Origin of the sequence: Streptomyces viridifaciens (assembly GCF_001888885.2) — a bacterium.
GTDB classification, from domain to species: domain Bacteria; phylum Actinomycetota; class Actinomycetes; order Streptomycetales; family Streptomycetaceae; genus Kitasatospora; species Kitasatospora aureofaciens.
The window spans coordinates 348,927-374,868 of sequence record NZ_CP090840.1; the positions used below are offsets into that span (position 1 = coordinate 348,927).

Consider the following 25,942-nt stretch of genomic DNA (forward strand, 5'->3'; position numbering starts at 1 on the left):
CTCTCCGTGCCCCCATGGTGAGAGGGTTCGGATGCATCTGCCCTGTCCGTCCTGAGACAATCGGAAGTAGCCGGCACGTGGCGGTAATGCCGGGTGTCGAAGGGGCTTGTGATGAACCACACGAGCAATTCGGACACGGACTGGCTCGACCTGGCGGACGCGATCACGCTGCTCCGCGATCAGATCGTCGAGGCCCAGGCTCGTATCGCCGGCCCACCCGGCGAAGACGACAACTCGCCCAGCGAAGACAACAGCCCACCCAGCGAAGACAACAGCCCGCCCGGCGATAGCGACAGGGGCGTGCGGTTCGAGCTGGCTGAGATCACTCTGGAGCTCAGCATGGAGCTGACCCGGACCAATGAGGGCCGCGGAGGGCTGCGCTTCGCCGTCATGGGCGTCGGCCTGGACCTGGGCGGCAAGCGCGAGAGAAGCAATGCGAGCGCCCACACGGTGACGGTCCGACTGATCCCGCGACAAGGAGGCGGTCCGGTGGAGGTCAGGGACCTGGACTGAACCCAAGGGCGCCGGCGGAGCAGAGCAAGACGGCGCCTGGAGACAACCGTGGAATTCGACCGACGGGTCCAAGTACGGCTGCACCGCGAGGGCGGCGGACGCCCGTATTTCGGGTCCGGATACCTGATAGCTCCCCGTCTGGTCCTGACCGCTGCACACGTCCTCGGCGGCAAGGCCTCGGGACCAGACCCTGGCCACATCAAAGTCAGCGCGCCGCCGTCAAACGCCCGTGCCAGCTCGGACGTCGTGCTGGCACGGGAGTTCCCCGCTACGCTGCGCTGGTACCGCAAGACCCAGACCGTCGACGCCGCCTTGATCGAGCTCAAGGAGAACAGCGGCTGGGCGGTACCGGAATCGCTGCTGGATACGGCAGCCCGTGCGCCACAGCGCTGGGGCCGCATGATCGGTACGCGCCCCCACCCGGTCTCTCTTGTCGGCTTCCCCCGTCTGCAGAAGGATCCCGGCAGCCAGGAACGTTCGGGCCGCCAGCTCAACGGGCACATCGATCCCGGTAACCAGTCCCCAGACCGCCGCTACGAGATCTCCAGCACCGAACCCGTCCGAATCTCCGAGGCGTCCTGCGGAACGCGGTGGTCGGGCATCTCCGGCGCCGCCGTCCTCGCCGAAGCCACCGAGGGCGACCTGCTGTGCGGAGTGGCACGCCACGACCTACAGGCCGACGGCGGCACCATCCTCACCGCCACCCCCACGGCCCTTCTGCTGGAAGACCCTGACTTCCGTACCAAAGTCGCAGCCGGCTCCGACGGCTGGGAACCGGTCCTGGAGCCCGTGGAGCCCGCAGACCTGCTCACTGCGGCCGTGCGGCCACGCGACCTGCACTCCCCCGCCGCCCTGCTGCGGGCCGACATCGAGGCCGTTGCATTCCACGGCCGCGAAAGGGAGCTCGGTGACCTCCGGGCCTGGTGCGACAGCCCGCCGGCAGCCCTGTCGGTCCGGGTCCTGGCCGGCCCCGGCGGCCAGGGCAAGACCCGCCTCGGCCGCCAGCTCACCCATCTCCTCGGCCTCGCCGGATGGGCTACCGGGCATCTGCGCTCCGACCTCACCGACTACGACCCGCCGCCCAACTTTGCCGCTCTGATGACAGAGCTACCCCTGCTCCTCGTCGTCGACTACGCCGAAACCCGCCCCCGCCTCGTACGCCGCCTCATCACCGCCCTGTCCTCTACGCGCCACCGAATTCGGGTGCTCCTGCTCGCCCGGTCCGACGGCGAGTGGCGCACCGACGCCCTCAACGCCGCGCGGAGCACCCGCGACCTCCTCAAACAAGCGGCCGTGACAGAGCTTTCCCCGCTCGCGTCCCACGCCCACGCTGCCGACAACCCACCTGAGGCGGAAGAGAAGCCTGTTGGCCATGAGGCCGCCTTCCGCCGTGCCGTGAGCGACCTGGCACGCCTGCTGCCCCACGTGGCATCGCTGACCCCGTATGACTGGGCCGCCCTCGCCGCCACCGTTCAGCCCCCCGACGACCTCGCCCACTCCCGTTACGACAACGCCCTCACGCTCCAGCTGGCCGCTCTGACTGGCCTCCTCCAACAGGGCCCCGCCCCTGCCGCGACCGTCGCCGCCGCACCGGCCGAGGAGATCATTCTCGATCATGAGGAGCGGTTCTGGGCCGACAGTGCCGCCGCACCGGCCTTCGAATTGACCATGCCCACCAGCGCCCTGGCCCGCTCGGTCGCCGCGGCGGCGATCTGCGGCGCCGCCGACCGAGACGAAGCGCTGCGGATTCTGAGCGCCGTCCCCGCTCTACCGCCCGACCAGGTGCCGGGCGTCGCCGCCTGGCTCGGGTCCCTGTATCCCGCCGAACCAGGCCGCTACTGGGGCGCTCTCCAACCCGACCGCATCGCGGAGTACCACGCCTCGCAAGCCGTCACCAGTCACGGCCTGTCGGTCACCGACCTGCTCACCCACGCCTCCCCCGGACAGCAAACCCAGCTCATCACGGTCCTGGCACGCGCCGCCGAAGCGCACTACAACGCCGACCGCACCACCGACAGCACCCAGGTGCTCCACCTCGTCACCACCGCGCTGGAGAGCCTGAACCTGGATCATCAAGTCCTTCGATCCGCCGCCAGCGCGATCCCCCAATCCCGCGTCACCAACTCTCTCGCCCTACGACTCAGCACGCTCCTCGTCCACGCCGGACGCCAGCTGGCGGCGCAAGACGCGCCGAGTGGCGACTCCGCCCTTGCCCGATCGCTCAGCAACCTCGGCATCCGCTTGTCCGACGCCGGCGAGTGGGCGGACGCCCTCAAGGTCACCAAGGAGGCCGTCGAGATCTATCAACGCCTGGCGGCGGAGAACCCCGCGGCCTACACACCCGACCTCGCCGACGCGCTTGCCAACCTCGGCGCCCGCATGTCCCACACCGGGCAGCTGCGGGACGCTCGCGACGTCACCGAGGACGCCGTGGGAATGTGGCGACTCCTGGCGGCGGAGAACCCCGCGGCCTACGAACCCGACCTCGCCCGCTCACTGAACAACCTCGGCGTCGCCCTGTCGATGTTGGGATTGCGGCGGGACGCCCTCAAGGACACAAGGCAAGCTGTGGCGATCTACCAGCGGATGGCGGCCGAGAACCCCGGTGCCTATGAACCCGACCTTGCCAGCTCGCTGAACAACCTCGGCACTGATCTGGCAGCAACGGGGCAGAGCTCGGAGGCCTTCACCGCTACCACGGAAGCCGTGCGAATGTGGCGGCTCCTGGCCGCACAGGACCCCGCGGCCTACGAACCTGATCTCGCCAACACGCTGAACAACCTGGGGATCCGCCTGTCCGAGGCGGGAGCAGTGGAAGAAGCTCTCAAGGCCACCAGGGAAGCAATGAAGATCAACGACCGCCTGTCGGAACTGGACCCGGAGGCTTTCAAGCCCAGCCGCGCTCGATCACTGACCAACCTCGGCGCCCGTCTGTTCGAGGCAGAACAACATTCGGAAGCCCTCGCAGCGACCCAAGCAGCGGTCCAGGTCTACTCCCAGCTGGCGGCCGCCAACCCAGCCGCCTACGAACCCAACCTCGCCGACGCGCTGGTCAACCTCGGCACCCAACTCTCGCACGCGAGCCAGCATGAGGAAGGCATCACCGTCACCGCCTCGGCCGTCGACATCTACCGCCGTCTGGCGGCCGCCAACCCAGCCGCCTACGAACCCGACCTCGCCGACGCGCTGATCAAGCTCAGCTCCCAGCTTTCGACGGCGTTCCCGCTGACAGGATCGTCTCCGGCGGCAGCGAAGGCCCTGGAGCTGACCGAGAGAGCCGTGGAGATCTACCGCCGTATGGCCGCGAACGATCCCAGCGCCTACGACTACGACCTCGCCAGCGCATTGAACGGGCTCTGCTGGCATCTGCAGAGGGCCCAGCGATGGGGCGACGCCCTCACGGCCGGCGGGCAGGCGGCAGAGATCTGCCGCCGCCATATAACGGCCGAGCCCGCCCAATTCGGCGCTCTGCTGGAATATGCCCTGAAAATGCAGGTCCACCTGCTCTTCAGGCTCGATCGCCCCAACGACGCCAGAGAAATCATACGCTGGCTCGAAGCCAACGCCTCCGCCCTCAAGCCGTCCCAGCCTTGACCCCGCACGAATGAAGCAGCACCCGTGCCACCGACAGGGCTACCGGCTTCGTTCAGGTGAATGCTCTGGCACATCTTTCGCGGCCTTGCACGGTAAGTCCTCCATGCGGGGGCGGGTAGCGGCAGGCATGGTGATCAGCCTGATCTGCGCAGGTCGGGGAAGCCAGGAGACGCTCAAGGCCGTCCTGGTGGCCCGATGTCGTGACGGGAGTCGCCGCCGAGTCGCCCGCGGCACAGCCGGCACTTGGCGTCACCGCCGTCAGGACGCACCGCCTCCGGTACCGACGTCGGCGCCCAGGACGTCCCACCGCTCGGCGAACCGGATAGGGACACGGGCACGCCGGGGCAAGTCCGGTCGACAACCGACGGCCTACACCCCAGCAGGGCGGCGAGCCTGTCGGCCCAACACCACGTGCGCGACGGCGGCAGCACAGCGAGTCTGGCCGTGACCCGTCCACGCACTGGCACGGCGGACACGGCGTGCTGAAAGGAGTCCCTGATGGGCCGACCGATGTGGACCGGGGTGCTCACCTTCGGCCTGGTCAGCGTGCCGGTCGCGCTGTACACCGCGACGCAGTCCCACGATGTGCACTTCCACCAGCTGCAGCGCGGTACCTCCGACCGGGTGCGCAACAAGCGGGTCAACGAACGCACCGGCAAGGAGGTCGACTACGCGGACATCGTCAAGGGCTATGAGGTCACCGAGGGCGAGTACGTCGTTGTCGAGCCCGATGAGCTGGAGCAGATCTCCCCCGGGCGCTCGCGCACCATCGACATCGCCGGGTTCGTCGACCTCGCCGACGTCGACCCCATCTTTTTCGACAAGACCTACTACCTCGGTCCTCGCGGCAGGGAGTACCAGAAGGTCTACGCCTTGCTAGTCGAAGCCCTGGAACATGCGGGCAAGGCCGGGCTCGCGATGTTCGCGATGCGCGGCAAGGAGTACCTGACCGCCGTCCGCTCCGAAGGCGGGCTCCTGGAACTGCACACGATGCACTTCGCCGACGAGGTCCGCGACCCCCACTCCGAGGTCGGTGACCTACCAGAGAAGGTCAAACTCTCCCCGCAGGAGGTCAAGACCGCCGAGCAGCTCATCGGCATGCTCGCCATCGAGTGGAAACCCGACGAGTGGCACGACACCTACGAGGAACAGGTCAAGAAGCTCGTCCAGGACAAGCTCGCCGGCCGCGAGATCGCCGTCTCCACCGGACCCGCCCCCGAGGCCACCAACGTCATCGACCTCATGGACGCCCTGCGCCGCAGCCTCGAGACCGCCCGCAAAGGCGGACCGGGCCGAGGAGCCCAAGAAGACGCGCGCCGACCGGGCGCAGACCGCCCGCGCCAGCCGCTCCCCCAAGCCAACCGGCGACAAGAAGAGCACCGCCACCAAAGCCAGCCCGGCGGCGAAGACCACCAAACGCGCCAGCGCCACCGGCAAACAGCAGCTGTCCCAACTCACCAAGGCCGAGCTCTATCAGCGCGCCGCCGACCTCGACATCCCGCACCGCTCCACCATGACCCGCGACGAACTCCAGCAAGCCGTTGAACACGCGGGCCGGCCACGACGCAAGGCATCCTGACCATCCGGAGCACCGTGCGGTGGCCGCAGGCGGGCCGCCGCGGTGTCCGCTGCGCGCTGGTCGTGGTCGAGCAGCATCAGCCGGTCCCGCTCCAGCCAGGACTCGAACCCCACCAGTGACGCCGTGGTCGCCGCCCAGTACCAGCCTGGGAAGTGCCGCTGTCCGCAGTACGACGCAAAGCGCCGCACCGGACTCGCGGACTCGAAGGCAACCCGGGCAACCTCCTCCAGAACGGACCGCCGCAGGCCGCCGCCGTCAGCATCGGCCCACTCGACATCGACCAACCCCAGGTCCATCAACACATGGGCCGTCTGGGCAGGCCAGCTGGCATCTGGAGCCGTAAGACACATAGGCAGGCCGACTACTCCGGCTAGTCCAGGTACCGGTCGATCGTGGCGCGGGACATGCCAGTGAGCTGGTGGAGCTGCGACTTGCCCATGCCCGCACCGACCGCCCAACGGACCATAGGGCCCCGGGAGTCCTCCACCTCGTCACGGGCGGCGGCCCACGCCTGCGCGCAGAGCTCGAGCAGCGGCCGGGTCCAGGAGCGGGCGACATGGCCGGAGTCGGTCGCCACCCAGTTGTCCGGGGTGGGGGGCAGGGTGCCCAGGGGCGGCAGGGCGGACATGGCCTCGGCGCGGAGGTCGAGGCTCTCACCATGGACGACCATGGCCTTAATGCTGAGCCCGTTGCGGACCTTCTGGATGTGCGCGTGCCAGAGCCTGCGCTCGCCGGAAGTCAGCAATCCGGGATAGCAGTCGAGCAGCCAGTCGATCTGCTCGTCCGGGGTGTCCCTGGTGATTTCGTCGCTGAGCTTCAGGATCTTGTCGTGGCTCGCGTCGAGGCGGTCAGCCCGGGCGAGGGCCGCGACGGCCGGCGCCCAGGGGGTCATCTGCGCAACCAGGCGTTCCACCTCGGCGTCCGCCTCGGCCCGGCCAACCACCTCCTGCGCGCACGCGACGGCATCGATGCCGTCCATCAGCCACACCCGGACACCGTGCTGCACCGACCGCGCGGAGTGGAATCCGCTGCCGCCGAATTCACGGAAGCCGTTGTTGAGGAAGTACAGGCCGGGGCCGTACTCCGCCAGGGCCTCCTCCCGCATGTCTTTGCTTGTGTGCAGAGGCAGCTCCACCATGACGAACCCTCTCGTAGGGCCGGACACCGGCCGATCGATGTATCGCGCGCTACACGATACGCCACGAGACGTATCGCACGATACATTCGCGTGAGTGTTGGTGCCCTGGCTGCCCACCAGCGATGTCTGAGGCGGGAACTCGCTGCGCCTGCAGCTGCCTGGCCCCGATGGCACCGCCCAGCCCCTCGCCCAGGCCGTCGAGCAGACCACGCGGGCGGTGGAAGCCACCACGGCGTAGTCCGCGCGCCGCCACGGGAACTCGCGGCCCCGTGGACAGTGGCGGCGCCCTGGTCCTGAACCCCCGAGCAGGCCGGGGCAGCGCACCAACGACGACGGCTCCGACGAGCAGACACTCACCAGGGCCGACGTCGGATCTTCTCGGGACCGGCTGACGTGTACGGAGGCGAAGTCGGCCGGACACCGGAAGCAGGACCCGCGAAGGGGGTGACGCCCCTCAACCCCTCAGGCTTTGGTGGCGACCAGGGCGCGGGCGCGTTCGTTCAGCTCGCGGACCCTCGCGTTGCCAGTGTGGGGGCGAATGCCAGCAAGCATCTGGCGGAAGTGGTCATCGGCCCTGGCCGATGACAGGGTCTCGTAGTCGTCCAGGAAGTTGTGCCAGGTCAGAGCCGCCCGTTCGACGTGCCCGACCTCCAGCTGGCGTTGAGCGAGGACGCCGTTGGCGTGCGCGCGGCCCTGCTTCTCCGTCGGGGGCCGCAGCCGCTGGGACTGTTGCATCGCGGTGATGGAGCCCGGCACGTCCCCAAGGGCGTAGAGGACGCTGGACACATGAAAGTGGTATGCGGCGATGTCGTATCCGCCGACGTGGTCGTTGCGGCCCTCGGCCTTCGACAAAGCCTTCTCCGTCTGCTGGAGGCGTGCGAAGGCAAGCGGCTTGTCCTTCACGAGGGCTGCGCCGTGTGCCTGCTGGCCGGCGAGGAAGGCGACCAGCCGGGGGCCTGCCTTCGGAGCCGCCTCTGCGGCTGCATCGGCGAGGTTCAGAGCCTTCTGCCCGTATTTCAGGTTCGCGGCCTGCAGCGCCATCCCACGCAACGTCCGGCAGTACGTGATGTGGTCGTCGGCGTTCCTGGCCAGCTCCAACGCCCGGTGGTAGTAGCTCTGCCCGAGGCCGTGTTCGATCTCGTACATCGCCATCCAGCCCATGAGGTAGACCAAGTCGGCCGCGGCGGTCAGCATCTCGGCCTTGACCTTTCCGGTGGCGTCAGCGCGCAGGTAGGTGCCCACCGTGTTCGTCAGGAAGGCGGCGGCCATCGGGCGGGCGTGGCCCGCACCGAGCTCGTCCAGGATGTCCGCGATCCGCTCGGTCATCCTGCGGACAGTCGCGACCTCATTGGGGCCGACACGGACTGTCCGCCCTGCCAGGGTGGCACTGGCGTTAAGGCGGTCACCCAGCTCCGTGAACGCCGGGATACCCAGGGCAGCCGAGTACAGGCCGGCCTTGAGCAACTTGCGCCGTGATGGGTCCATGTCGGCCCTCCCGAGATTCACGATCCTGTCCACGACATCACCCGAACTAGGGTGCAGCAGATCCTCGTTGGAGCGGGAGAACCCCGCCTCCACTGACGTTACAGTTCGGCCGAGCTTGCGGGTGAGAACTGCGCAGATGACCGGTTGAACCCGGTCAGTGGGCTGGGTGCCCCGCACCCAGTGGGAGACCGCAGAGTAGTCATAGTTGAGATCCAGCTGGATCTCCCGACCGGCGCGGTTTACGGCTTGGGCCAGCTGCGTCTTGGTCCACTGGGCCTCCTCGAGCAAAGCGGCCAGGCCAGCGTTCGGAGCTTTGGCAGTCATCCTCAGCTACTCCGTCTACGAGCGTTCACGGCGTTCACGCTGCTGTCCAGCATGACCGGTTCCGGCCTCCCATGTACGGCAGTTGAATGAACAGCAGCACCTGAGGCGGGCAGTCGAGCGACGGCCTCCGCCTCATTCCCGGCGTGACACATCCGGGAACCTCTGTGCGACCACTTCTGGCTACCCGAGTGAGTGAGGCATGCCCGTGAAAGCGCAACTCACACCGCACGAAGCTCGCTTGAGCTTTGCGATCCCGGCCGAACTGGTGCAGATCGGGGCCCTTCGCCGCTGGGCGCAGGCCGCACTGGCCGAGTCCGGCCTGCACCTGGACGATCCGCTGGTGGGGGACGTACAGCTGGTGATAGCCGAGCTCGGGGCCAACGCCGTACTTCACGGCTGCGGGGGTGAGCGGCCGGATGTGGAGTTGACCGCATGCCTGCAGCACAGCGGGGGCGTGCTGCGGATGTCTGTGACCGACCCGGGCCACGCCAAGCCCGTACAGGGCCGTGCCGATACGGAGGCCACCAGCGGCCGCGGCCTGCAGCTCGTGCGCCACGTCGCCGACCGATGCGGTGTGGATGACCTGGGGGTGGTCGGCAAGAGTGTCTGGGCCGAACTCGACTTGCCCGAAGCCGTGGTGGTCCAGGCCCCAGCGGCGGCGGTCACCGGCGAGGCGGTCGAGCCGCAGACCGCGGTCCTTCGCGCGGTCAGCTCGGTGCGGGTTCTGCGGCCCCAGCCTGCTGTCGGCACGATTCCGGTGCGCCCGACGCTGCGTCAGCGCCCGATACCTGCGGCGTGAACGCCACCTCATAGACCTCCGGTGGCGGCCTGCAGCCTCCCCGTGCGCAGACGCCACCGGACTCAAGACGCCCGCCCGGCTGGGTGGGCAGCGGAAGAGCAACGCGGCCCCGTCCGCGTCCGCGTTCACCGCGCGGCCCCGTGACTGCCTCCCCTTTTCCCGTGCCTCCGGGGGAGACGGCTGCGGGGCTTCTGCCGGCCGTCAACCATGGGGGTGGCGGCCTGGCAGGACCGGCGGCCGAGGGTCCGCCAAATGCGGGCCCGGCCGACCGGTCGGGGACCCTGGCCGGGCCCGCACCACCTTGAGACCACCCGCCCGGGAGCTGGGCGGGTGAAGGCCGGGTGCGGGCGCCACCCCCTGCGCCCGCACCCGGCCGAACCGGACGACGCCGTGACTGGGGATTGCTGCACCCGTCGTCCGTACCGGCACGTGCCACCCGGCACAGGGCCGGCCGGTCCGGGACAGTGACACGGGAGGCGCTGTCCCGGACCACCACGACCTTGTCCACCGACTTCGTACCCGAGGACTCCGTGAGCGTCGGACCGACCACCACCGCCCTGCTCAAGGTCACCAAGGCAGCGCGCAGACAGCAGATCACGGCCGGCTACTCGGCCCTGACCCAGGTCTGCGTGGTCACCGGCGACAACCCCGACCGGGCCGAGTTGGTCAGCGAGCACCCGATCCAGGCGTGGTCGCTGCCCGCTTCGGCCGCCGTCGCCCTCGTGCACACGGACCTGGACGAAGCATGGGCGCTGCTGCGCGCAGCCCGGCTGCTGGAGCAGGAGTCGGTGGCCGTCGTCCGGCCGCACTACGACTGCGTGCGTACCGCCGGCGGGCGCGCCGTGACCTTCTGGCACCAGCCCGGCAGACGGCAGGACGATCCCGCGGTGAGTGCGTGGGCAACCGCTTCCGTCCACGGCGTCCACCCGAAGCTGGCGTTGTGGCTGGAGCCTCACGACCCGTTCGACGGTCTGCTGGAGGGCCTAACCGATGCCGACGTGGACGAGGCCGGCCAGTGGTTCCTGCGGGAGCACGCCGCCTGGCTGCGTGAGGAGTGGGAGCGCATCGACTGGCCCACCCCGCCCACCGTCATCCTCGGCGACACCCGCATGGCCCGCTGTTACGACGACGGCCGCTGCCCGCGGCTGCTCCTGCGGCGCCCGCCGCGGCTCGGCCGCCGGGAATGGGACCTGGTCGCCGCCCGCTGGCGGGCGGAGTTCCTGCGCGGGCGCCCCGTCGACCTCCAGGCCTACACCGCCGCCTACACCTCCCGCGCCCGGCCCGACGTCGCCCTGCCCTACGACCGGATCGGCACCTGGGACGGCTACCAGAGCGTGCGCGATGTCGTCGCGCTCACCGCGGTGATGGACACCGTCCGCCGCTCCCACCTCGACGGCCGCGCCCGCCAGCTGGCCGCGCACCAGATCGCGTGCCTGCGCGGAGCCCACCAGCGCCCGTGGGACTGGGGGCGTGGATGACCTGGCCGTCGCTGTTCCTGCTCCACCCGGCCCAGTACCCGCAACGACGCAGAACCCCGGCCAGGCGCCCCGTGCGCCCCGGCCGCCTGCTGCCACTGCTGATCGCCGGAACCCCCTGCCCGGCCTGCGGCGGCCGGCTCCTGGTCACCCAGCCGCAGGCCCAGCTGCTCACCCTCACCGCGCACGGGCACACCCCGCGCGCCATCGGCGGACACCTGCGCAGCACCAAAGCGCAGGTTGAAGGTGATCTCCAGGCCCTGGCAGCCGAACTCGGCGCGGCCAACCCGGTCCACGCCATCGACATCGCCTACCGGGCCGGGCTGCTTCGCCGCTCAGCGCGGTTCCGGCGGCTGGAGCGCCCGCCCACCGACAGCGCACTGGCCGCACTGCAGGGCATGGCCGCAGGCCTGTCCGACAGCGAGATCGGCCGGCAGACCGGGCGGACGGCCCGGGCGGTGGACGAGGCCCTGCGGCGCTTCATGCGCATGCACAGCCTGCATACCCGTCCCCAGACCGTCAGCCTGCTCCACTGCGTCCGCCTGCTGGACGACACCCACCCCTGCCCCTGCCAAAGCGACCCCGAGGCCACCACATCATGACCCTCACCGACCCCGGGCCGGCCGTGCTCGCGGGCCTGCCCTGCCCGGACTGCGGCACCACCCTGACCCTCACCGGCAGTCAGCACCGTGTGCTGACCGAGGTAGCCAGGGGCACCTCGACCGAGCGGATCAGCCAACTGCTCCGCGCAGGCCGGAACACCGTCAGCACGAGCAAGGACCGGGACCGTGCCGGCGCCGAGGCGATTCGCGACGTCGTGCACGCGCTCCAGGCCACCGGGCGCCCCCACGCGGTTGCCATCGCGTGCCGGACCGGACTCCTGACGCCGCCCCGCCTGCGCCCGCCTGAGGACGGAATCCCGGACCCGCTGCGTCGCACCGCCGAGCTGCTCGCCGAAGGGCTGACGGTCCGGGAGATCGCCCGCACACTCGCCATCGCCGCGGACACCGTCACCGCCAGGCTGGGCCGCCTGCGCAAAACGCTCGGCGCTGAGAGCGGCGCCCACGTGATCTTCGGCCTGTATGCCATCAGCGAGCTCCCGGCCCACCACCCCTGCCCGTGCCGCAGGATGCACAGGGCCAAGCGGTGAGCAGTGCCCGGCCCCTACCGGGTGAGCTCGACGGCGGCCAGCGCCGCACTCGCCTGGACCGCCACCAAACGGCGCAGCTGGAGCGGGGTGACGCGCAGTTCCCGCTCGCTGCGCTGGGAGCGTTCGAACAGCAGCCTTTCCAGGCGTGCGCGGGCCTGGTGGCTGGTCCGGCTGGGTGGAGCCTCGCACACGGATCGCAGGGCCATCCCGGCCGAGCGCAGCGTCAGCATGACCCGGGTGTAGTGCGCTTCGGCCAGTTCTCCGCCCGGCACGGTGTCGCCGTTGGCGGCGCGCTGGTGCCAGGACCGGGCCTGGCTGTCGGCGACCGCGGCGGTGTCGGCGGCCGCGCGGGCGAAGACGTCGTCCAGGCGGCGGGCCTGCTCCATCAGCTGCCGGACTTCGGCCACCTCGCCGGTCAGGGCCTCGGCCAGGACGGCGAGCGCCACGGGCGGCGAGGTCTCGAAGGCGGTGGCCGCCTGCCAGCGGGGGACCTCCGGCAGCAGGGTGAGCGTGCCGTACCGGGCGGCGTAGTGGGTCAGGTGCGCACCGAAGGCCGGAGCGTCGCCGTCGTGGTCGCGGATCACCAGCTCCTCCACCGGAGGCATCCGGTACACCCCGGGGCCGAGCACCGGCCAGCCGACGACGTCGCCGGACGCGGCGTCGGAGACCGGCAGGCCGTGCCGGGCGGTGGCGGCCGCCAGCTGTTCGGCCAGGCCCGGGACCTCGTGGGACGCGGTGTAGAAGGGCGCGCCGAGTTCCGAGTTGTGCAGGCTCACGGCGACCGCCGGCTCCAGCTCGTCCACCAGGTCGGCCAGCGCCTGGTTCTCCGGCAGCCCGAACCGGTGCTCGCCGCCCCGCCACGGAATGGGGAACGTCCATTCCGGCTGCTCGGCCAGCGCTGGCCGGTAGAAATAGCGATGCTGGGTGAACAGGTCGAGCGTGACGCTCGTCCACTCCGAATTCAGGGCGGCGGCGTCCGGGTCCACGCATGGCAGGAAATGCCACGAAACGCCGTCCCGCAGTTCCGGCCGTGCGGCCACCAGCTCCGCCAAAAACACGACTGTCGCATATCCGACCGGCTCGTTCGGATGCGGGCCGCCCACCATCAGCACGCGCCGCCGCCCCGACCCGACTGACAGCACATGCAGCGCCCGCCCCTCACGTGACTCGCCGATCCGCCGCATCCGGCACAGCCCCGGTTCCCGCCGGGCCAGATCGCCCAGTCGCCTCACCACGTCCTCCACCGAGGGCACCAGCTCCCCGCCCGGCACCAGCTCCGCCCAGCCGGCCAACCGCTCATTCAGACCGGAAAGGACATCAGTCACAGCGAACACCCTTCTCTGAAACCGGTCCGGAAAACACCGGACCGGAATATTGTGCTGCCCGAAAATAGACGCCAAAAACGTTCGGAAATTATCCCCGGAAACGCCTTCCGCGACTATTGGAAGCATGCTTCCATAGGACCCGGCGAATCCGCCACAACCTCGTCCAGAGAAACGGAAGGAGAACATCGTGGAGAACATCACCACGGCCGTCGACCCCGAGGACACCGAGCAGGAGGAGACCGGCCTGCGTCCGGCCGCCGACAGCGCACTGCTGGCCCTCACCGTCTCCGGCCAGTAACACCGCACCACCTGACGGGCCCGGCCACCGGCTGGGCCCGTCCCCGCTCCCTGCCTACCCACACCTGAGGAGGCCCGGTGACCCCGCGCCTGCGCCTGCGCACCGAGCACCAGCCCAGCAGCCGGCCGGACGGCGACCTGCAGATCGGATCGCTGCCCGGCATCGCGAGCATCCTGCCCGACCCCGAGGGCTGGCGCCGCACCCTCCTGCAGCTCCTGGACGGCACCCTGACGACAGACCAGATCATCGCCACGCTCGCCACGGAACACCCCGGCGCACCGGCCGCCGCCGTCAGGAACCTGCTCACCGACCTCGCCCGGCACGGACACCTGCAGCCTCGGCGCCGCGAGAGGTTCTGGGCAGGGCCCGCATGCACCGCTGCACGTCGTGCGTCAGCAGATGCCTGTGCCAGGAGTCGTAGAGGCTGGGGTCTGGTGCGGTGTCCACGGCGTCGACCAGTCGGCGCCAGGCCGCGTCGTCGGGGTTCACGTGGAGGTTCTCAGCAGCGAGGTGCTTCGGTAGCTCTGCGGCGCGCACGGCCATCTCGGGCATGCCGGCCGCCCAGGCGAGCAGATCCCGCCGCTGCGCGTCCTCGCCCCGCCAGACCCGGGCAGGACCGATCACCACGGACGCGGCCGGAACACCGATCACCGTCGTCCGGTGCTCGTTGCCGTGCGTGAGGCCGGACACGGCCAGGCGCAGCGGTGTGTCGCCGGGGACGTCGCCGCGTTCGCAGGCGGCGCGCAGGTGCTGCAGGACGGCGGGGCCGTGGTGGGAGGACATGAGCAGGACGCCGGTCCAGGGCGGGATCATGCCGCGCTGGTCGGTGGCGCGCGCGGGGGCGGTGATGCCGCGGGTTTTCGTCGTGCGCCAGGCGGTGAGCGGGTCGAGGGTGTGTTGGGTGGCCCATCGCTGGGCGGCCTTTCCCTCCAGCCGTGTGCCGTCGTGCCAGGCGACGGCGGTGACGTCGCCGTTGTCGTCGGCGTGCAGGCGCAGGCTGCGCGCGGGCCAGGTCCACAGGTCCAGGCGGCCGAGGGGCGCCCGGGCCTCGCCGACGGCCGGCGGGTGCGGTGCCTGTTCCCAGACCGGCCGGTCACCGGGGGCGCGCGGCTGTGGTGGCAGGTTCAGCAGCAGCAGGTCCTTGAGCGTCTGGGCGTCGACGCTGACGTGGACGCTGTCCGCGACCGGGGGGGACCTGGGCGCCGTAGGTCAGGCCGCCGTCGGGGGCGGCCTTGAGGCTCGAAACGTCGTACGCGAGCAGGACCAGCAGGCGGCGGGCGGCCTGCGGTGCCGGCATCGGCGGTGCCCCGGGACCGGTCTGGTTCCGGGCGAGGAAGGTGCGTGAGGTCTCGCCCATCAGGTAGGAGGGGTGCAGGACCTCGGGGCCGCGTCGGCATTCCGTCAGGTGGGCGCTCTGGAAGGCGGGGTGTTGCGGGTCGAGCAGGTCGAGGCGGTCGTGCCAGCGGTCGAGGTAGGCGTCGACGCGGGCGGTGTCGAGGGTCTCGGCCCGCCAGGCCTGCTGCCACTGGGTGGTATCGGCCGGTCCGGCGGCACTGTCGTAGGCGGCCAGTAGCACTCGCAGCACCACCGCGAGCTCCTGGCCGGGGGGCAGCGCGAGGCGTAGGCGGTGCGCCCGTACCAGGGCCTCGCGCAGACCGGCCTCGCGGTGTGTGCCGGTGTCGAGGTCGTGGACGGGCAGCCACCCGCGGTCGACCAGGTTGAACGACGGTGTCACGGCTCTCCTCAGGAAGCGGGCGGGCTGCCGGGCACCGCCCGCGGGGCGGGTGGTGGCGGGAGGTCAGACCCGCTGGGCGATCGCGAGGGCCGGGCGGCCGCTGCGCATCGCGGTGCCGGCCTCCTCGGGGCTGGTCCCTGTCCAGACCTGCAAGCGCCAGGGTGCGGGCTCGACGCCGGGGCAGAGGAGGTGGCTGGCGAGCAGGTCGTTGGCGAGGGTCTGTGCGCTGCGGGCCTCGACGCTCTGGGCGATGACGTCGCTGCGCAGCTCGGTGTCGGGGGTGCCCCGGTCGATGCGGTAGGCGAGGTGGAACGCGCCGTCGTAGCCGGGCACGCCGGGGACGTCGGTCTCGGCCGCCCGGGTCTCGTGGCCGTCGGCGCCCACGTCGAAGGTGGTGCTCATGCGGACCGTCTCCAGGTAGTGCTGCTCGGCCTCCGTCTCGTCGGCGGCTTCCTGGACCTCGTAGGAGTTGTCGTCCCAGTAGACGAGGGCGACCGTTGCTTCGCCGGTGCCGGGCCTGGGGTAGGAGACGATCTCGATGCGGCACAGGTCGGCGTCGTCGGCGTCGGTCCACAGGGTGCGTCGCAGGGTGTCGACGCGGCCGCGGTTCAGGAGGTCGCGGACCCGGTCGGCGTACTCCTGGGCGACGTCTACGCGGTCGTTGCTGTTGATGACGTTCTGCATGACGGGGGTCCCTTCACCGCCGGGACCGTCGTCTCGGCGTTGATGTGCTGAGCGGGGCAGGTGGTCGTGTTCGGGAGGCTGGCCGCGCCGGGCGCCGCCGGGGCGGGCGTTGCGCAGCGCGGCCTGGCTGGTTCGGCCGGTGCGGTCAGCTCTTCCAGGCGTTGCCGTTGCGGATCTCCTGCACGGTGTCTCGGCTGACGCCGAGGCGGTGGGCGACCTGGATCCAGGTGAGGTCACGTCCGCGGCCGTAGAGGCCTTCCTGGTCGGCGCGCCGGATCGCGTCGCCGAGCCGGGCCTCGCAGCCGGTGAGCGCGGCGATGGTGTCCTGGAGTACCCGGCGGTGCAGTGCCTGGTGCTGGATCTGCGCCTGGGTGCCGTCCGCCGCGACGGGCGCGGGCCTTTGGGCGGCGTACTCGGCGAGGATCCGGGTCGCCCTTGCGACGGCCTGGGGCCGACCATCGACGGTCAACAGCTGCGCGTGCTCGCCGAAGACCGCCACGACGGCGTAGGTGTCGCTGTCCTCGGAGATCCGGGTGGCGCGGACGAAGAGCGTGCGGTCGAAGGACCTCCACTCGTAGGCGCTCTTGGCGTGCCCGTAGTAGCGGTCGATGCTGCGGATCAGTTCTGTGCGGGCCTCGTCCCGGTCCTCGTGCAGCGAGAAGGCGAGGTAGTTCTTGTTGACGCTGTCGTTGACGGCGACCACCCACCACCGGTCGACCTGGGTCATGGCCACGCCCAGGTGTTCGTTGGGGAACCAGGTGTCGTCCTCGTCGGCGTCGAACCGCTCGCAGAAGCCGTCCGGGTCGGCGAGGCCCTGCCCGGAGCTGAGGGCCAGGTAGACCCGGGCCTGGGCGAGGTAGGACGGGAGCTCCGACTGCGGGCTGGCGGAGAGCGTGTCGTCCAAGAGGTCGGCGGCCAGCTCCAGGGCCGTCTCCACGGCCTTCTCCCTCGAGGTATGGGTGGACCACGACAGCGTGCCGTCGATGAGCGAGACGCAGTACGTTCCGTCGCCGTACTCCTCGAAGCCGACCGTGCCGATGAGGGCGTCGTCGGCGCTGTACCACAGGAAGTCGCTCCCGCCCTTCTCGAAGGGGTCGGAGCAGTCCCGGACGAGCTGGACCAGGTCCCGGTCGAACAGGTCGTTGGCCTCGGCCTCGCTGTCGCACAAGATGGTCTCCTGGCCGTCGTGCCAGATCCAGCCGCCCTCCACCTCCGCCACGACCAGGTCCGGCGGGTAGCCGTTGGCCATGGTCCCGATGTCGATGTGCCGACGCGCGCGGGCGGCCGGGTTGGAATGGTCGAAGCCGAGGGCGAGGGCCTCGGCCGTGGTCAGTGCGCGCGTCACCATCAGAGACCTCCCAGATTGAGTGACGGAATATCCGTCACTCATGACGCTAGCACTCGCCAAGTAGCGAAACAACCACGAATGACGGACGTTCCGTCATTCGAGCTCGGTGGTGGATGGATGTTGACGCACGGGGTTTGACACCGACTGGCTCGGGGGGCGCCCCCCTGCGCAAGCGCGTCCTTCTGGCCTGACGCTGCGTGACCAGCTTCGGAGGGCCCACACAGGTCTGATGCTCCAAGTCCGAGTGAGGATCAGCGTCCAGCTGACCAGCAGGACCTCGTCGGAGGCGCACTGCTTGGCTGATGATGGCACCCGCGTCCCTGGCTCGGCTATGGTCACATTCGCGCGCCGTGTCACGGCAATTCGGCACAGGTGATCAGGAGATCGACGTGGGCAGCGAGTCCGAGGACATGTCCTCTGTGCTTCAGATAATTCGCGGGCTTCGACCTCTTGCCGCCCCACCGGCCAGCGGCGGGAACGCCATCGACTGGTCGCACATGACTGCTGAGTACGACCACGGCTTCCCCGACGACTACCGAGCCTTCATGCAGGTTTACGGCGAGGGGACGTTCGACAACTTCCTATACGTGGATCCTCCTGTTTCCGAGGTCTACCCCAACTCACCGTTCCCGGTGAAGGAGGAGACCGATATGGCTTGCTACACGGCCCAGGAGGAGGACTTCGATGAGCCCGACCTGCTGATTGCGTGGGGCGGCACGGTGGACGCCGATCTGTTGTGCTGGTATGCCTCTGACCCCGATCCCAACCAATGGACGACGGTCATCTTCCGTCGCCACTGGGCACCACCGGAGTGCTGGATGCGCTTCGACTGCGGGATGGTCGAACTCCTGCACCGGTACGTGCAGCGCGAGATCCCCGACTTCTGGATCAGCGATCTGCGCTACGAGGGCTCGCGGTTCGTCCACAGCCGGGACGGGCGCCGCTGGCGCAGTATGGGCCTCGACCCCTGGGGAACCGTGCCTCTGGGGGCATAGCGAAGGCCCTTCCATGGCTGGCCATCCTCGATAACGCAGCGTGTCAGCGCCACACGACTTTAGCCAAAACCCACTATCGTGACGCCGTGACCCCCAGCCCCGACGACTCGTACCACGTCACCGGACACCCCACCCTCGCCCTGGACGGCGTCACGATCCACCAGCGGTACGGCGGCCGGACCGAAGACGGGAACTACTACGACGGCTGGTACCGGATCGCCCCTGGCGACCCCCGCTACGACGAGTTGCTCCCGCAGGCCCGCCGGCACCCCGAAGGCACCCGCCTGCAACGCTGGACCAGAATCGCACTCACCCCGAGCCGCTGGCGACTGCGAGCGAACCGCTAGCCCATCGACAGCTCTCCGACCCGTTGACAGCCGTCGCGCGGCCCGTCGCGCGCCCGCCCGGCCTCACCAGGGGATCGGACAGCCCTGGCGGAAGAAGCCGCCGGTGGGGCCGGAGTCGGGGAGGGTGGCGGCCCACAGGACGCCTGCGGCGCCGGTGGAGGCGGGGGCGCCGCTGGCGCCGCCCATGTCGGTGGCGGTCCAGCCCGGGCAGACGGCGTTGACCAGCACGCCGTCGGAGCGCAGTTCGCCGGCCAGGGTGCGGGTGAGGGCGTTGAGGGCGGCCTTGGAGACGCTGTACGCCGGGGTCCCGCCGCCCATGGAGGCGAGGGAAGGCCGGCTGAACCACAGGAAGTTCAGAAAGCCCCGCAGGTCCCGCGCAACGGCGGCCTGCGTGTTCCGCGGGCTCGCGCTGAGCACTGTGGCGAAGCACCGGTTGAGATCAACGTCGTACGCACCTGCCGGACTGATCAGGAACGGCTGACCGTCCAGAACGCCGTGTCCGTCCAGCCACTCGTCCAACACGTCCGGGTCCGTGTACGCCAAGCTCTCCGTACATGGCCGAAGCAGACCGCGACGCGTGAAGTAAACCCGCCAACCGAGGATCGACATGAACCCGGACTTTAGCGACGGACATGTTCATACCCGCATAACCCAGGACACTTCCGCGGTGCAGGAGACGGCGGACGCGATGCTGCGGGCGCTGCGGGCCTCGTCCGAGCTGCAGGTCGGCGACGTGTCGGTGGTGCCGAACAAGCGCGGCCCCGGGGTGCGGGTGTACGTGGAGCTGCTGCTGCGCGAGGCGGCCGCTGCCGACCAGCCGGTGACGTCCTCCGCCCGGGCGGCGCGGGTGCGCGGAGGGCGGACGGCGCTGCCGCCGGCGGCGCCACGGCGGTGAGCCGGCCGGTTCAGCCGGCGCGGTCGGCGAGGTAGCCGTCGACGCGGTCGGCCTCGTAGGCCATGAGCCGGGCGAGGTTCTCGCCAGCCCACAGGGCGAAGGTCAGGGCGACTTCGCGGGCGTCCTCGACCTCGTGGCCCGGCCGGAGGTAGCTCAGATAGGGCACGGCAATCTGGACAAGGCGCTCGGCCGGCTGGTCCGGGACGCCGATGCTGGCGGCGATGACCGAGATGATCTCCACGGCGGTGGGACCGGCCGGGTGCGGGTGCTGCTGGGTCTGACACACCCGGTCGCCCTGGTCAAGCAGCCAGCGGGCGAGCCGTTCCCGGTCCTGGTCCAGCATCTGGAGGACGTACGCGACCAGCTCGGTGGCCAGCCACTCGGTCAGCAACAGCGAGTCCTCGGCCAGGGCGCCGTCGGCGTACCAGCTCTCCAGCGTCGCGGTCAGCTCCTGGTACATCTCCCAGTTGGCCGGTGGCAGACCGCTCCCGCCGTGGTGGGCGGCCTCGTCCAGCGCAGTCGCCCGGATCAGCCGGATCGCGGCGGCGCGGGGCTCAGTGCGGGCAGTGGTGTCGGTCATCGCGGGACCTTCCGAGGGCGGGGCGGGTGGATCCGAGCAGCGGCGGACCCCGCAGGGGTGAGCTCGCGGGCGAGAGTCTGCCTCAGCTCGGCGAGCGGCTTGGTCGCGCCGAGCACCGCCAGGAACTCCTCGACGCCCCACCCGATCAGGGCGCCCTGGCGCGAGAGGTACAGGCTGAGCACGCGGACTTGGTGTTCGTCGTCGTAGTCGAGCAGCAGGTAGCCGGCGAGCTGGTAGAGCTCACGGGCGCCGATGTTGGCCGGCCGGACCGTCGCCTTACAGTCGATCAGCTCTCCGTCGGCGATCACGTCGGCGTCCGCGCCGCCGACATGGCCGCTGCCGGCGAACACCGGCCCGCACACCGTCTCCCGACCGGTCAGCCAGCCCAGGGCCTCCGAATCGGCGGCGAGCTGCAGCTGGGTGCCGATGTCCTCGACCGCGTAGTCCGGGACGGCGGCCAGGAGGCTCTCCAGGGTGCTGTCGGCGGTGGCGTCGGCGAGCAGCCCCTGGACGTCGCCGGAGCGGAAGACCACCTCGAAGTGGCTGGCGAGGTGGCAGAGCCGGATCAGGCGTCGGCCGTCCGGACCGGACAGGGCCAACGGCGGCCGCACGTCCGTGCGGGCGGTGAGCTCCTCGATCATCTGCTGACCGGCCTGGTAGATCGCCTCGCTCACGGCGGGCGGCGGGCCACCGACCGCGCGGCCGGCGAAGGTGTCCACACCGATGCGGATCGGCGGTCCGTAGGGGTGGCCCAGGCTGACGCGGATGCGGTGGTCGATGGTGTGGCCCAGCACGGGCCAGTCGATCTCCCCTCGGGTACGCGGGCGAACCGGCCTTCGCAGTTGCCCGGCCCAGTGCCCGTACCGGGCTGCCAGCTCGGCGGCGTTCGGCAGTTCCCGAGCGAGGAACTGGGAGATCGGCGAGTCGGGCCGGCGGAGTTCCGAGGTGAGGCTCACCACGCCATTCTCGGTTGCCGAGTCCAGTCGTTGACGGGCTTTCCGGCATATCGTCGGCCTCCTGCCCGCAGACCGGTGATCACCAATACTCGAGTTCTGGCCTGAGCCCTCGCCCGGTCACCCCCGCTGGGGCCGGCCGTACGGCAGCACGGGCCGGAGAGCGCCGAGCCGGGCCGCCCGCGGCCCGGCGGCCCACCCTCGGCGAGCAACCACGCCTCCCCCTTCACGTCTCCTCCGTTCACCCCCGCGCCTGCCCCAGCCGATCGTTCGCTTGTCAACGGCGGCGTACCCAAGGCACGGGCAGTCAGCGCGGAGCGGGCCGTAAGGTGCGTCAGACCTCCCATGCACGACGCGCGCCCGGCGACGGCGATACAGACCAGCCCAGCGTCAGCGGCCCGGTCGGCGTTCCTGCTCGGCGTCGGCGGTGGCTATGGAGGAAAACTCCACCTGGCGCCGCAGCTCCTCACCGTCCTCCAGCCGGGGTCGGCGCTGAGCGCTTACGTCCGATCGCTCCCGCCCGGAACGTTCAGGAGTCCGCCCCGGCCCAGCGCCCGCCGGCCCGTTCCGGCGGCGGTCGTCGCCGGTGCCTCGGTGGTCACCGCCGGCGCTTCGCTGGGCGGCGGGACGAGCACTCGCTCAAGGGCCGTACCTCGCCTGGGCGGCGCGGCAATCTCGGTCTCGGGCAGGGACGGAGTGGGATGGCTCAGCGGGCGTCGGGGGGTCGGCATTCCGGAAGTCTTGCACTATCTGACCGGCGCCGACCGCCCGGCGGACGCGTCAGTCAGGCCCACCGCGATCTAGCGCCGGAGTGCGCGGGCCCCCAGGTCGTAGGCCATGGAGCCGAGGGCAAGGACAACGAGCGGCCACACCAATGGGGAGTTGGGCGGAACGGTGCCGCTGATCAGGATGGTGCCGACCGAGCCGCTGCTCAGTACGGCAGCGCACGTCGGCACGCTCGGCGCGACGACGCGCACCAGAATTCCACGGTGCTGTTGGTCCTCTGACTCGTGACCGGTCAGGTGATCGTTCACCGCATGCCTCCCACGGTCAGGGCGGCGGCTTGGGCCCGGTCGTTGTACTGCTTGCCGAGCCGCTTGAGCTTGGCGCGCACCCGCTGTCCGAAGGCGTACGGATTGGAAGCGCCGGTAAGCAGGGCAGCCTCCTCCCAGGATGTTCCCGGGCTCTGCGACCACACCCGGGCTAGCGCCTGCTCCTCGGACGACAGACTGGCGAAGACCACAAGAGCGCGCGGTTCGTCGGGCTCCCAGGGCAGCACGTCGTCCTGGGGGTGTCGCCCGTCGGAGAGTACATCGCGCAGCGTCAGGTCGTGGCCGCCGCATACCGGGGCGTCAAGAAGGGCCACGCGCCGGCCATTGGCCTTACGTTCCCAGACCGGCTGCAACTGCCGGTGGACCGTGTGGCTGTTCTTCCGCAGCGCGGCGACCAGGCCGTCGTCCTCGACGTCCAGGCCGTCTTCCCAGTCGTCCATCAGCGCTGCCGACACGGCCTCTCGCCAGTCCGGGGTCACGTTCGGAATCTTCAGCCAGTGGCGCGCGAAGGAGTCGACCGCCTCGTGTCGACCCTCGATCGCAGCCCGCCGGGCTCCCAGCGCGGCGTACAGGGCGGACTGCCCGCGCCATGCCTTGAGCACTCTGATCAGGCTCCGCAGGCGGCCTCGGGCCCAGCGCTCCATCTCTGCAGGGTCACGCCGCACTGGCAGCCAACCGTCGGAGAACGTCTCGGGGGCTCCCAGCTCCTTGAGCAGCCGAGCGAGCTCACCCGCCGGAAGGCTGGCCAACACCAGCTCCAAGCCAGCGGTGACCGGGACGAGTTCGGTCGACGGCTTCCGCGCCGAAGGGGAAGGAGTGGTGGACACGAACGGGCGCTCCTTGCGCTTTGGGCTGCAACTTCCACCTACGGGACCGGCAGAGCTGCGATCCGTCAAAGTATTAAAGGAGAGATTGTATGACGCTCGTCACTCTGGAAGTCCCCCTGCTCAATCTCCCTCCCTTCGAGGTTGAGGAGGAGCGAAAACCAGCGCTGCTGCCGCAGTCGGCGACGGAGCTGTGCCCGATCCGACCGTGCTGGAGGATCAGCTGCCCGCTCGGGCGGTCGTCAGTTTGGCCAGCCAGACGGAGGCGACGGCAGAGGCTCGGCGGACGGTCTCCTCGTCGGCGCCGACCCGGCTACGGACGCCGACCTCACGGTTGATGCGAGCGTTGACTTCGCGGTGGGTGTCCCCGGTGGCGGCGGCGATCTCGTTCACGAGGCGGGTGAGACGCCCGCGCGGGTCCGGACCGTGGTCGACGTCGTCCGTGTCCAGGTCGAGTTCGTCGTCCCAACTGCCGGGGGCGCGGTCCCACCTGCCGTTGTCGTCGCAGGGCAGGCTGTCGCACGACCGGCACAGCGTGTCCTCGTACTCGACGCTGGCCTTTCCGCAGCCGTAGCAGACGGAGCTGTCGCAGTTCGCGCAGTAGAAGGGGCAGACGTCGTCGTCGGAGCTACGGCCAGGGATCTTGACGAACTCGCACTGCCGCCGGCACTTCGACGACTCGATGTCGTCGTTGCCGTCATCGGGTTCGGCCGGGGGCTTGACCTCCGCGAGGGCCGCGCGCTCGATCAGTGTGGGGTGATTGTCGCGCCACACGGCGTTGCGCCTCTTGCGGGCTTCCAGGCAGCGTGCCCACTCGTCGTCGGTGAGGTGGCTGCGGCAGGCGACCCGTACGGGGAGGTCGTCGTAGCCGCTCGGCCAGTCGGTCGCCTCCCTCCGGCAGGGCCTTCCGGCCCGGGTGCGACGGGAGCAGTAGGTCACGGGGGAGGTGTAGTCGGCCGGCAGGTCCATCGCATGCTCTCTCTTCGACGTCGGTGCTCGCACATCGTCTCGACTCGGGCAGCGCCCGCGCAGCCGAACTCCGGCCATCACCCGACCGTGCTGTCCCAGAACGGAAAGCTGACCGAGGAGATCCTGTGACGCCCCTTGCCACCCGCTTGTTCTCAGGGACGGAAGGGGCGTTGCCGGGCGTCCCGCCGCTCGGCGGAGGAGTAGGTCCCCCAGCCGAGCCTTCTACAGGCCGATGCCCTCGGTGACCGGGTCGTCCCAGGCCTGGGCGTCGCGGACATAGCGGTGGAAGACCGGGCTGTCGTCGGCGTGGCCGGACTGCTCACGGAGCTTGTACTCGGGCTTGCGCCTTCGTTCCGGCGGTGATCAGCCCGACCCGCTGCGAGTGGCCGGTGTGCCGAACGTCGAGCCGGGCGCGCTTGCTGATCCGCGTGATGATCCGGCTGCAGCTGTCCGGGGTCAGACGGGCGCTGCCGAGGTGCCCCCACTGGTCGACCTCCCGGAAGGCCGGCCCGTCGACGATGCCGGACGCCTCCGTCCAGGCGAGCCAGCACCGGACCGGGCAGCTGTCCTCGTGCTCGCCGTAGCCGACGACCACGGTCCGCCCCTCCTCGCCCTTGACCGGGTCCGGCCCGGCTGGGTGCACCAGCGCGACGGTAGAGCCGGTGCCGGTGGGAAGAATCTCGCCCTCCAGCACCGGTTCGGCCCCGATCGGCTCGGCGGTCATCGCGGAGTCCTCCTCCAGGTCGCAGGTCAGCTTCCGTCGTTGATCGCGTCGTACATGCAGGTGTCGCAGGCGAGTTCGTTCTCGGTGGGCTGGAACGGCTCACCGCACATGGTGCACTCCTCCAGCTCCGAGAAGTTCTCGCCGCAGAAGAAGCACAGGGCGACCGGGTTCTTCGGGTCGGCGGCGGTGACCGCTTCGAGGACCAGCGCCTCCGTGTCGCAGTTTGGGCACCACTCGACCGGCTCCCGGCCACCGCGAGCCACCGAGGTCCAGTCGTGGCCGAGGACATCCTCCGCATAGGACACCGCCGCAACATCGGGATCCCGCCGGTAGTGGCAGTACAGGCAGCGGGCGTCTTCCTCGTCTCCGACGACCAGGGCGAACTGGTTGCAGGTGGGGCACTGGACGGTGCGGGGCTTCACGGGGTCCAGCTCGGGGCGGAGCCGCGCCATCCGGGCCTTCACGTAGCCGCGGATATCGTGAAGGCCATCACGAAGGCGTGCCATCTCCATGTGTATGTCCGCGTCCGGCGGGGAGATGCGGTCCATCAGCTGGGTGTCCAGGAAGTGGATCAGGAACTCCAGGACGTACGCGGCGTTCGCCTCGATCACGTACCGGTTGGCCTTGCTCTTCGGGTCGTGGTGGCGGCCGTAGTGCTGGAGCCGGTTGCGCAGGTCGGCCAGCTGCGTGAGCTTGGTCTTCTCCGCCTCCTTGATCTCCACGCCGACGATGTTGGTGAGGCGGGTGATCGTCTGCTCCACGGTGCAGGTGGTCAGGCTGCCGTCGTCCAGCTCGCTGCGCTTGGCCTCGCCCGGGTTCTTGAAGACCAGGCTCCAGTGCTCCAGCTCCAGCCGGTGCTTGAGCAGGCACTCGACGGCGGCCTGCAGGTGCACCACCGCGTACTTGAGGTTCCGGCGGCCGACGTTGTCGCCCTGCAGGTTCTCGACCACGCTGACGAGATAGTCCAGGCCGTTCTCGACCGGCGGGTAGTGCACCTCGTCGGTCAGGTCCGGCGTGCTGCCGGTGTCGTCTCCGGCTGGCGTCTCGTTGCTCTGGTCGTCCGTCATGGCGTGCGCTCCCCTTCGCTCCGCGACCGGTGGTGACGGGTCGTCTTGTCCCGGTTTATCGCGTCGGATATTGCAGTGAGCAAGATGAC

The 25,942-nt window shown here is 70.1% G+C and carries 24 protein-coding genes and 2 pseudogenes; 11 read left to right on the plus strand and 15 right to left on the minus strand.

From position 1 onward, the window contains the following. Positions 1-111: 111 nt before the first annotated feature. The 3 genes from BOQ63_RS01395 to ku all read left to right on the plus strand — a co-directional run bounded on the left by BOQ63_RS01395 (position 112) and on the right by ku (position 5,652). On the plus strand, positions 112-513 hold the full coding sequence (locus tag BOQ63_RS01395; RefSeq protein ID WP_072653812.1) for a trypco2 family protein: 402 nt from the start codon (positions 112-114) through the stop codon (positions 511-513). A gap of 48 nt (positions 514-561) precedes the next feature. Then, positions 562-4,107 carry a tetratricopeptide repeat protein gene (locus BOQ63_RS01400; protein WP_072653135.1) on the plus strand — a complete coding sequence of 1,182 codons (3,546 nt, stop codon included), beginning with the start codon at positions 562-564 and terminating at the stop codon, positions 4,105-4,107. Positions 4,108-4,605: 498 nt separating this feature from the next. Continuing rightward, positions 4,606-5,652: a non-homologous end joining protein Ku gene (gene ku / locus BOQ63_RS01405; RefSeq protein WP_454129567.1), complete on the plus strand. Its 1,047-nt coding sequence runs from the start codon at positions 4,606-4,608 to the stop codon at positions 5,650-5,652. A 404-nt stretch (positions 5,653-6,056) separates the two neighbouring features. On the opposite strand, the gene BOQ63_RS01410 is transcribed toward ku, so the two are convergent. Together BOQ63_RS01410 and BOQ63_RS01415 are read right to left on the minus strand one after the other, a co-directional pair. Continuing rightward, the gene (locus tag BOQ63_RS01410) at positions 6,057-6,824 is read right to left on the minus strand and encodes a hypothetical protein (protein WP_072653136.1); all 768 of its coding nucleotides are present in this window, start codon (positions 6,822-6,824) and stop codon (positions 6,057-6,059) included. Between the two features lie 462 nt (positions 6,825-7,286). Further along, a complete protein-coding gene (locus BOQ63_RS01415) occupies positions 7,287-8,633 on the minus strand; it encodes an NsdA family TPR-like regulatory protein (RefSeq protein ID WP_072653137.1) in 1,347 nt (448 codons plus the stop codon). A 199-nt stretch (positions 8,634-8,832) separates the two neighbouring features. On the opposite strand from BOQ63_RS01415, the gene BOQ63_RS01420 reads away from it, so the two are divergent. The 4 genes from BOQ63_RS01420 to BOQ63_RS01435 all read left to right on the plus strand — a co-directional run bounded on the left by BOQ63_RS01420 (position 8,833) and on the right by BOQ63_RS01435 (position 12,057). Continuing rightward, on the plus strand, positions 8,833-9,432 hold the full coding sequence (locus BOQ63_RS01420; RefSeq protein ID WP_079183333.1) for an ATP-binding protein: 600 nt from the start codon (positions 8,833-8,835) through the stop codon (positions 9,430-9,432). A 500-nt stretch (positions 9,433-9,932) separates the two neighbouring features. After that, the gene (locus tag BOQ63_RS01425; RefSeq protein ID WP_143174584.1) at positions 9,933-10,910 is read left to right on the plus strand and encodes a hypothetical protein; all 978 of its coding nucleotides are present in this window, start codon (positions 9,933-9,935) and stop codon (positions 10,908-10,910) included. After that, entirely contained in the window at positions 10,907-11,509 is a 603-nt protein-coding gene (locus tag BOQ63_RS01430) for a helix-turn-helix transcriptional regulator (RefSeq protein ID WP_072653140.1), read from the plus strand. Before BOQ63_RS01425 ends, BOQ63_RS01430 begins: the two co-directional genes overlap by 4 nt. Further along, complete coding sequence (locus BOQ63_RS01435; protein WP_072653141.1) at positions 11,506-12,057, plus strand: helix-turn-helix transcriptional regulator; 552 nt, start codon at positions 11,506-11,508, stop codon at positions 12,055-12,057. Before BOQ63_RS01430 ends, BOQ63_RS01435 begins: the two co-directional genes overlap by 4 nt. Before the next feature lie 14 nt (positions 12,058-12,071). Here BOQ63_RS01435 and BOQ63_RS01440 read toward each other — a convergent pair whose 3' ends face one another. Continuing rightward, on the minus strand, positions 12,072-13,382 hold the full coding sequence (locus tag BOQ63_RS01440) for a M14 family zinc carboxypeptidase (protein ID WP_167395625.1): 1,311 nt from the start codon (positions 13,380-13,382) through the stop codon (positions 12,072-12,074). A 375-nt stretch (positions 13,383-13,757) separates the two neighbouring features. Here BOQ63_RS01440 and BOQ63_RS01445 point away from each other — a divergent pair, with 375 nt between their 5' ends. Continuing rightward, the gene (locus BOQ63_RS01445; RefSeq protein ID WP_454129570.1) at positions 13,758-14,360 is read left to right on the plus strand and encodes a PqqD family protein; all 603 of its coding nucleotides are present in this window, start codon (positions 13,758-13,760) and stop codon (positions 14,358-14,360) included. A gap of 46 nt (positions 14,361-14,406) precedes the next feature. Here BOQ63_RS01445 and BOQ63_RS01450 read toward each other — a convergent pair. From BOQ63_RS01450 to BOQ63_RS01465, 4 genes and pseudogenes are all read right to left on the minus strand, one after another. Continuing rightward, positions 14,407-14,817: pseudogene (locus BOQ63_RS01450) on the minus strand (type I-E CRISPR-associated protein Cse1/CasA); the annotation flags it as partial. Continuing rightward, the gene (gene casA, locus BOQ63_RS01455; RefSeq protein ID WP_072653143.1) at positions 14,774-15,415 is read right to left on the minus strand and encodes a type I-E CRISPR-associated protein Cse1/CasA; all 642 of its coding nucleotides are present in this window, start codon (positions 15,413-15,415) and stop codon (positions 14,774-14,776) included. The gene casA and the pseudogene BOQ63_RS01450, both read right to left, overlap by 44 nt. A gap of 63 nt (positions 15,416-15,478) precedes the next feature. Beyond that, positions 15,479-16,099, minus strand: coding sequence for a hypothetical protein (locus BOQ63_RS01460; protein ID WP_072653144.1), 621 nt, complete (start codon positions 16,097-16,099; stop codon positions 15,479-15,481). A gap of 145 nt (positions 16,100-16,244) precedes the next feature. Further along, positions 16,245-17,447: a hypothetical protein gene (locus tag BOQ63_RS01465; RefSeq protein WP_072653145.1), complete on the minus strand. Its 1,203-nt coding sequence runs from the start codon at positions 17,445-17,447 to the stop codon at positions 16,245-16,247. Between the two features lie 389 nt (positions 17,448-17,836). Here BOQ63_RS01465 and BOQ63_RS01470 point away from each other — a divergent pair, with 389 nt between their 5' ends. Together BOQ63_RS01470 and BOQ63_RS01475 are read left to right on the plus strand one after the other, a co-directional pair. Next, entirely contained in the window at positions 17,837-18,442 is a 606-nt protein-coding gene (locus BOQ63_RS01470; RefSeq protein ID WP_072653146.1) for an SMI1/KNR4 family protein, read from the plus strand. A gap of 86 nt (positions 18,443-18,528) precedes the next feature. Continuing rightward, the gene (locus BOQ63_RS01475; protein WP_072653147.1) at positions 18,529-18,789 is read left to right on the plus strand and encodes a hypothetical protein; all 261 of its coding nucleotides are present in this window, start codon (positions 18,529-18,531) and stop codon (positions 18,787-18,789) included. Between the two features lie 63 nt (positions 18,790-18,852). On the opposite strand, the pseudogene BOQ63_RS01480 reads toward BOQ63_RS01475, so the two are convergent. Then, positions 18,853-19,119: pseudogene (locus BOQ63_RS01480) on the minus strand (SDR family oxidoreductase); the annotation flags it as partial. Positions 19,120-19,456: 337 nt separating this feature from the next. Between BOQ63_RS01480 and BOQ63_RS01485 the strand changes: the two are divergent. After that, complete coding sequence (locus BOQ63_RS01485) at positions 19,457-19,684, plus strand: hypothetical protein (protein WP_107488399.1); 228 nt, start codon at positions 19,457-19,459, stop codon at positions 19,682-19,684. Between the two features lie 10 nt (positions 19,685-19,694). Here BOQ63_RS01485 and BOQ63_RS01490 read toward each other — a convergent pair whose 3' ends face one another. The 7 genes from BOQ63_RS01490 to BOQ63_RS01520 form a co-directional block, all read right to left on the minus strand. Beyond that, positions 19,695-20,264, minus strand: coding sequence for a hypothetical protein (locus BOQ63_RS01490; RefSeq protein ID WP_072653148.1), 570 nt, complete (start codon positions 20,262-20,264; stop codon positions 19,695-19,697). Beyond that, positions 20,261-21,220: a hypothetical protein gene (locus BOQ63_RS01495; RefSeq protein WP_143174585.1), complete on the minus strand. Its 960-nt coding sequence runs from the start codon at positions 21,218-21,220 to the stop codon at positions 20,261-20,263. Before BOQ63_RS01495 ends, BOQ63_RS01490 begins: the two co-directional genes overlap by 4 nt. A 797-nt stretch (positions 21,221-22,017) precedes the next feature. Further along, complete coding sequence (locus BOQ63_RS01500; RefSeq protein WP_072653151.1) at positions 22,018-22,251, minus strand: hypothetical protein; 234 nt, start codon at positions 22,249-22,251, stop codon at positions 22,018-22,020. Next, positions 22,248-23,096, minus strand: coding sequence for a hypothetical protein (locus BOQ63_RS01505; protein WP_072653152.1), 849 nt, complete (start codon positions 23,094-23,096; stop codon positions 22,248-22,250). The genes BOQ63_RS01500 and BOQ63_RS01505 overlap by 4 nt, the downstream gene beginning before the upstream one ends. 216 nt (positions 23,097-23,312) lie before the next feature. Beyond that, positions 23,313-24,062, minus strand: a complete 750-nt coding sequence (locus BOQ63_RS01510; protein ID WP_072653153.1) for a hypothetical protein — start codon at positions 24,060-24,062, stop codon at positions 23,313-23,315. A gap of 319 nt (positions 24,063-24,381) precedes the next feature. After that, positions 24,382-24,786 carry a site-specific integrase gene (locus tag BOQ63_RS01515; protein WP_072653154.1) on the minus strand — a complete coding sequence of 135 codons (405 nt, stop codon included), beginning with the start codon at positions 24,784-24,786 and terminating at the stop codon, positions 24,382-24,384. 26 nt (positions 24,787-24,812) lie between these two features. Then, positions 24,813-25,853 carry a hypothetical protein gene (locus BOQ63_RS01520; protein WP_072653155.1) on the minus strand — a complete coding sequence of 347 codons (1,041 nt, stop codon included), beginning with the start codon at positions 25,851-25,853 and terminating at the stop codon, positions 24,813-24,815. Positions 25,854-25,942 lie beyond the last annotated feature (89 nt).

Excerpts from the sequence above, each read along its gene's own strand:
- BOQ63_RS01515 (WP_072653154.1), bottom strand. The coding sequence starts at position 24,786 with ATGACCGCCGAGCCGATCGGGGCCGAACCGGTGCTGGAGGGCGAGATT.
- BOQ63_RS01430 (WP_072653140.1), top strand. The coding sequence starts at position 10,907 with ATGACCTGGCCGTCGCTGTTCCTGCTCCACCCGGCCCAGTACCCGCAA.
- BOQ63_RS01490 (WP_072653148.1), bottom strand. The coding sequence starts at position 20,264 with ATGACCGACACCACTGCCCGCACTGAGCCCCGCGCCGCCGCGATCCGG.
- BOQ63_RS01395 (WP_072653812.1), top strand. The coding sequence starts at position 112 with ATGAACCACACGAGCAATTCGGACACGGACTGGCTCGACCTGGCGGAC.
- BOQ63_RS01415 (WP_072653137.1), bottom strand. The coding sequence starts at position 8,633 with ATGACTGCCAAAGCTCCGAACGCTGGCCTGGCCGCTTTGCTCGAGGAG.
- BOQ63_RS01420 (WP_079183333.1), top strand. The coding sequence starts at position 8,833 with ATGCCCGTGAAAGCGCAACTCACACCGCACGAAGCTCGCTTGAGCTTT.
- BOQ63_RS01520 (WP_072653155.1), bottom strand. The coding sequence starts at position 25,853 with ATGACGGACGACCAGAGCAACGAGACGCCAGCCGGAGACGACACCGGC.
- BOQ63_RS01465 (WP_072653145.1), bottom strand. The coding sequence starts at position 17,447 with ATGGTGACGCGCGCACTGACCACGGCCGAGGCCCTCGCCCTCGGCTTC.
- BOQ63_RS01460 (WP_072653144.1), bottom strand. The coding sequence starts at position 16,099 with ATGCAGAACGTCATCAACAGCAACGACCGCGTAGACGTCGCCCAGGAG.
- ku (WP_454129567.1), top strand. The coding sequence starts at position 4,606 with ATGGGCCGACCGATGTGGACCGGGGTGCTCACCTTCGGCCTGGTCAGC.
- BOQ63_RS01410 (WP_072653136.1), bottom strand. The coding sequence starts at position 6,824 with ATGGTGGAGCTGCCTCTGCACACAAGCAAAGACATGCGGGAGGAGGCC.
- BOQ63_RS01435 (WP_072653141.1), top strand. The coding sequence starts at position 11,506 with ATGACCCTCACCGACCCCGGGCCGGCCGTGCTCGCGGGCCTGCCCTGC.
- BOQ63_RS01510 (WP_072653153.1), bottom strand. The coding sequence starts at position 24,062 with ATGGACCTGCCGGCCGACTACACCTCCCCCGTGACCTACTGCTCCCGT.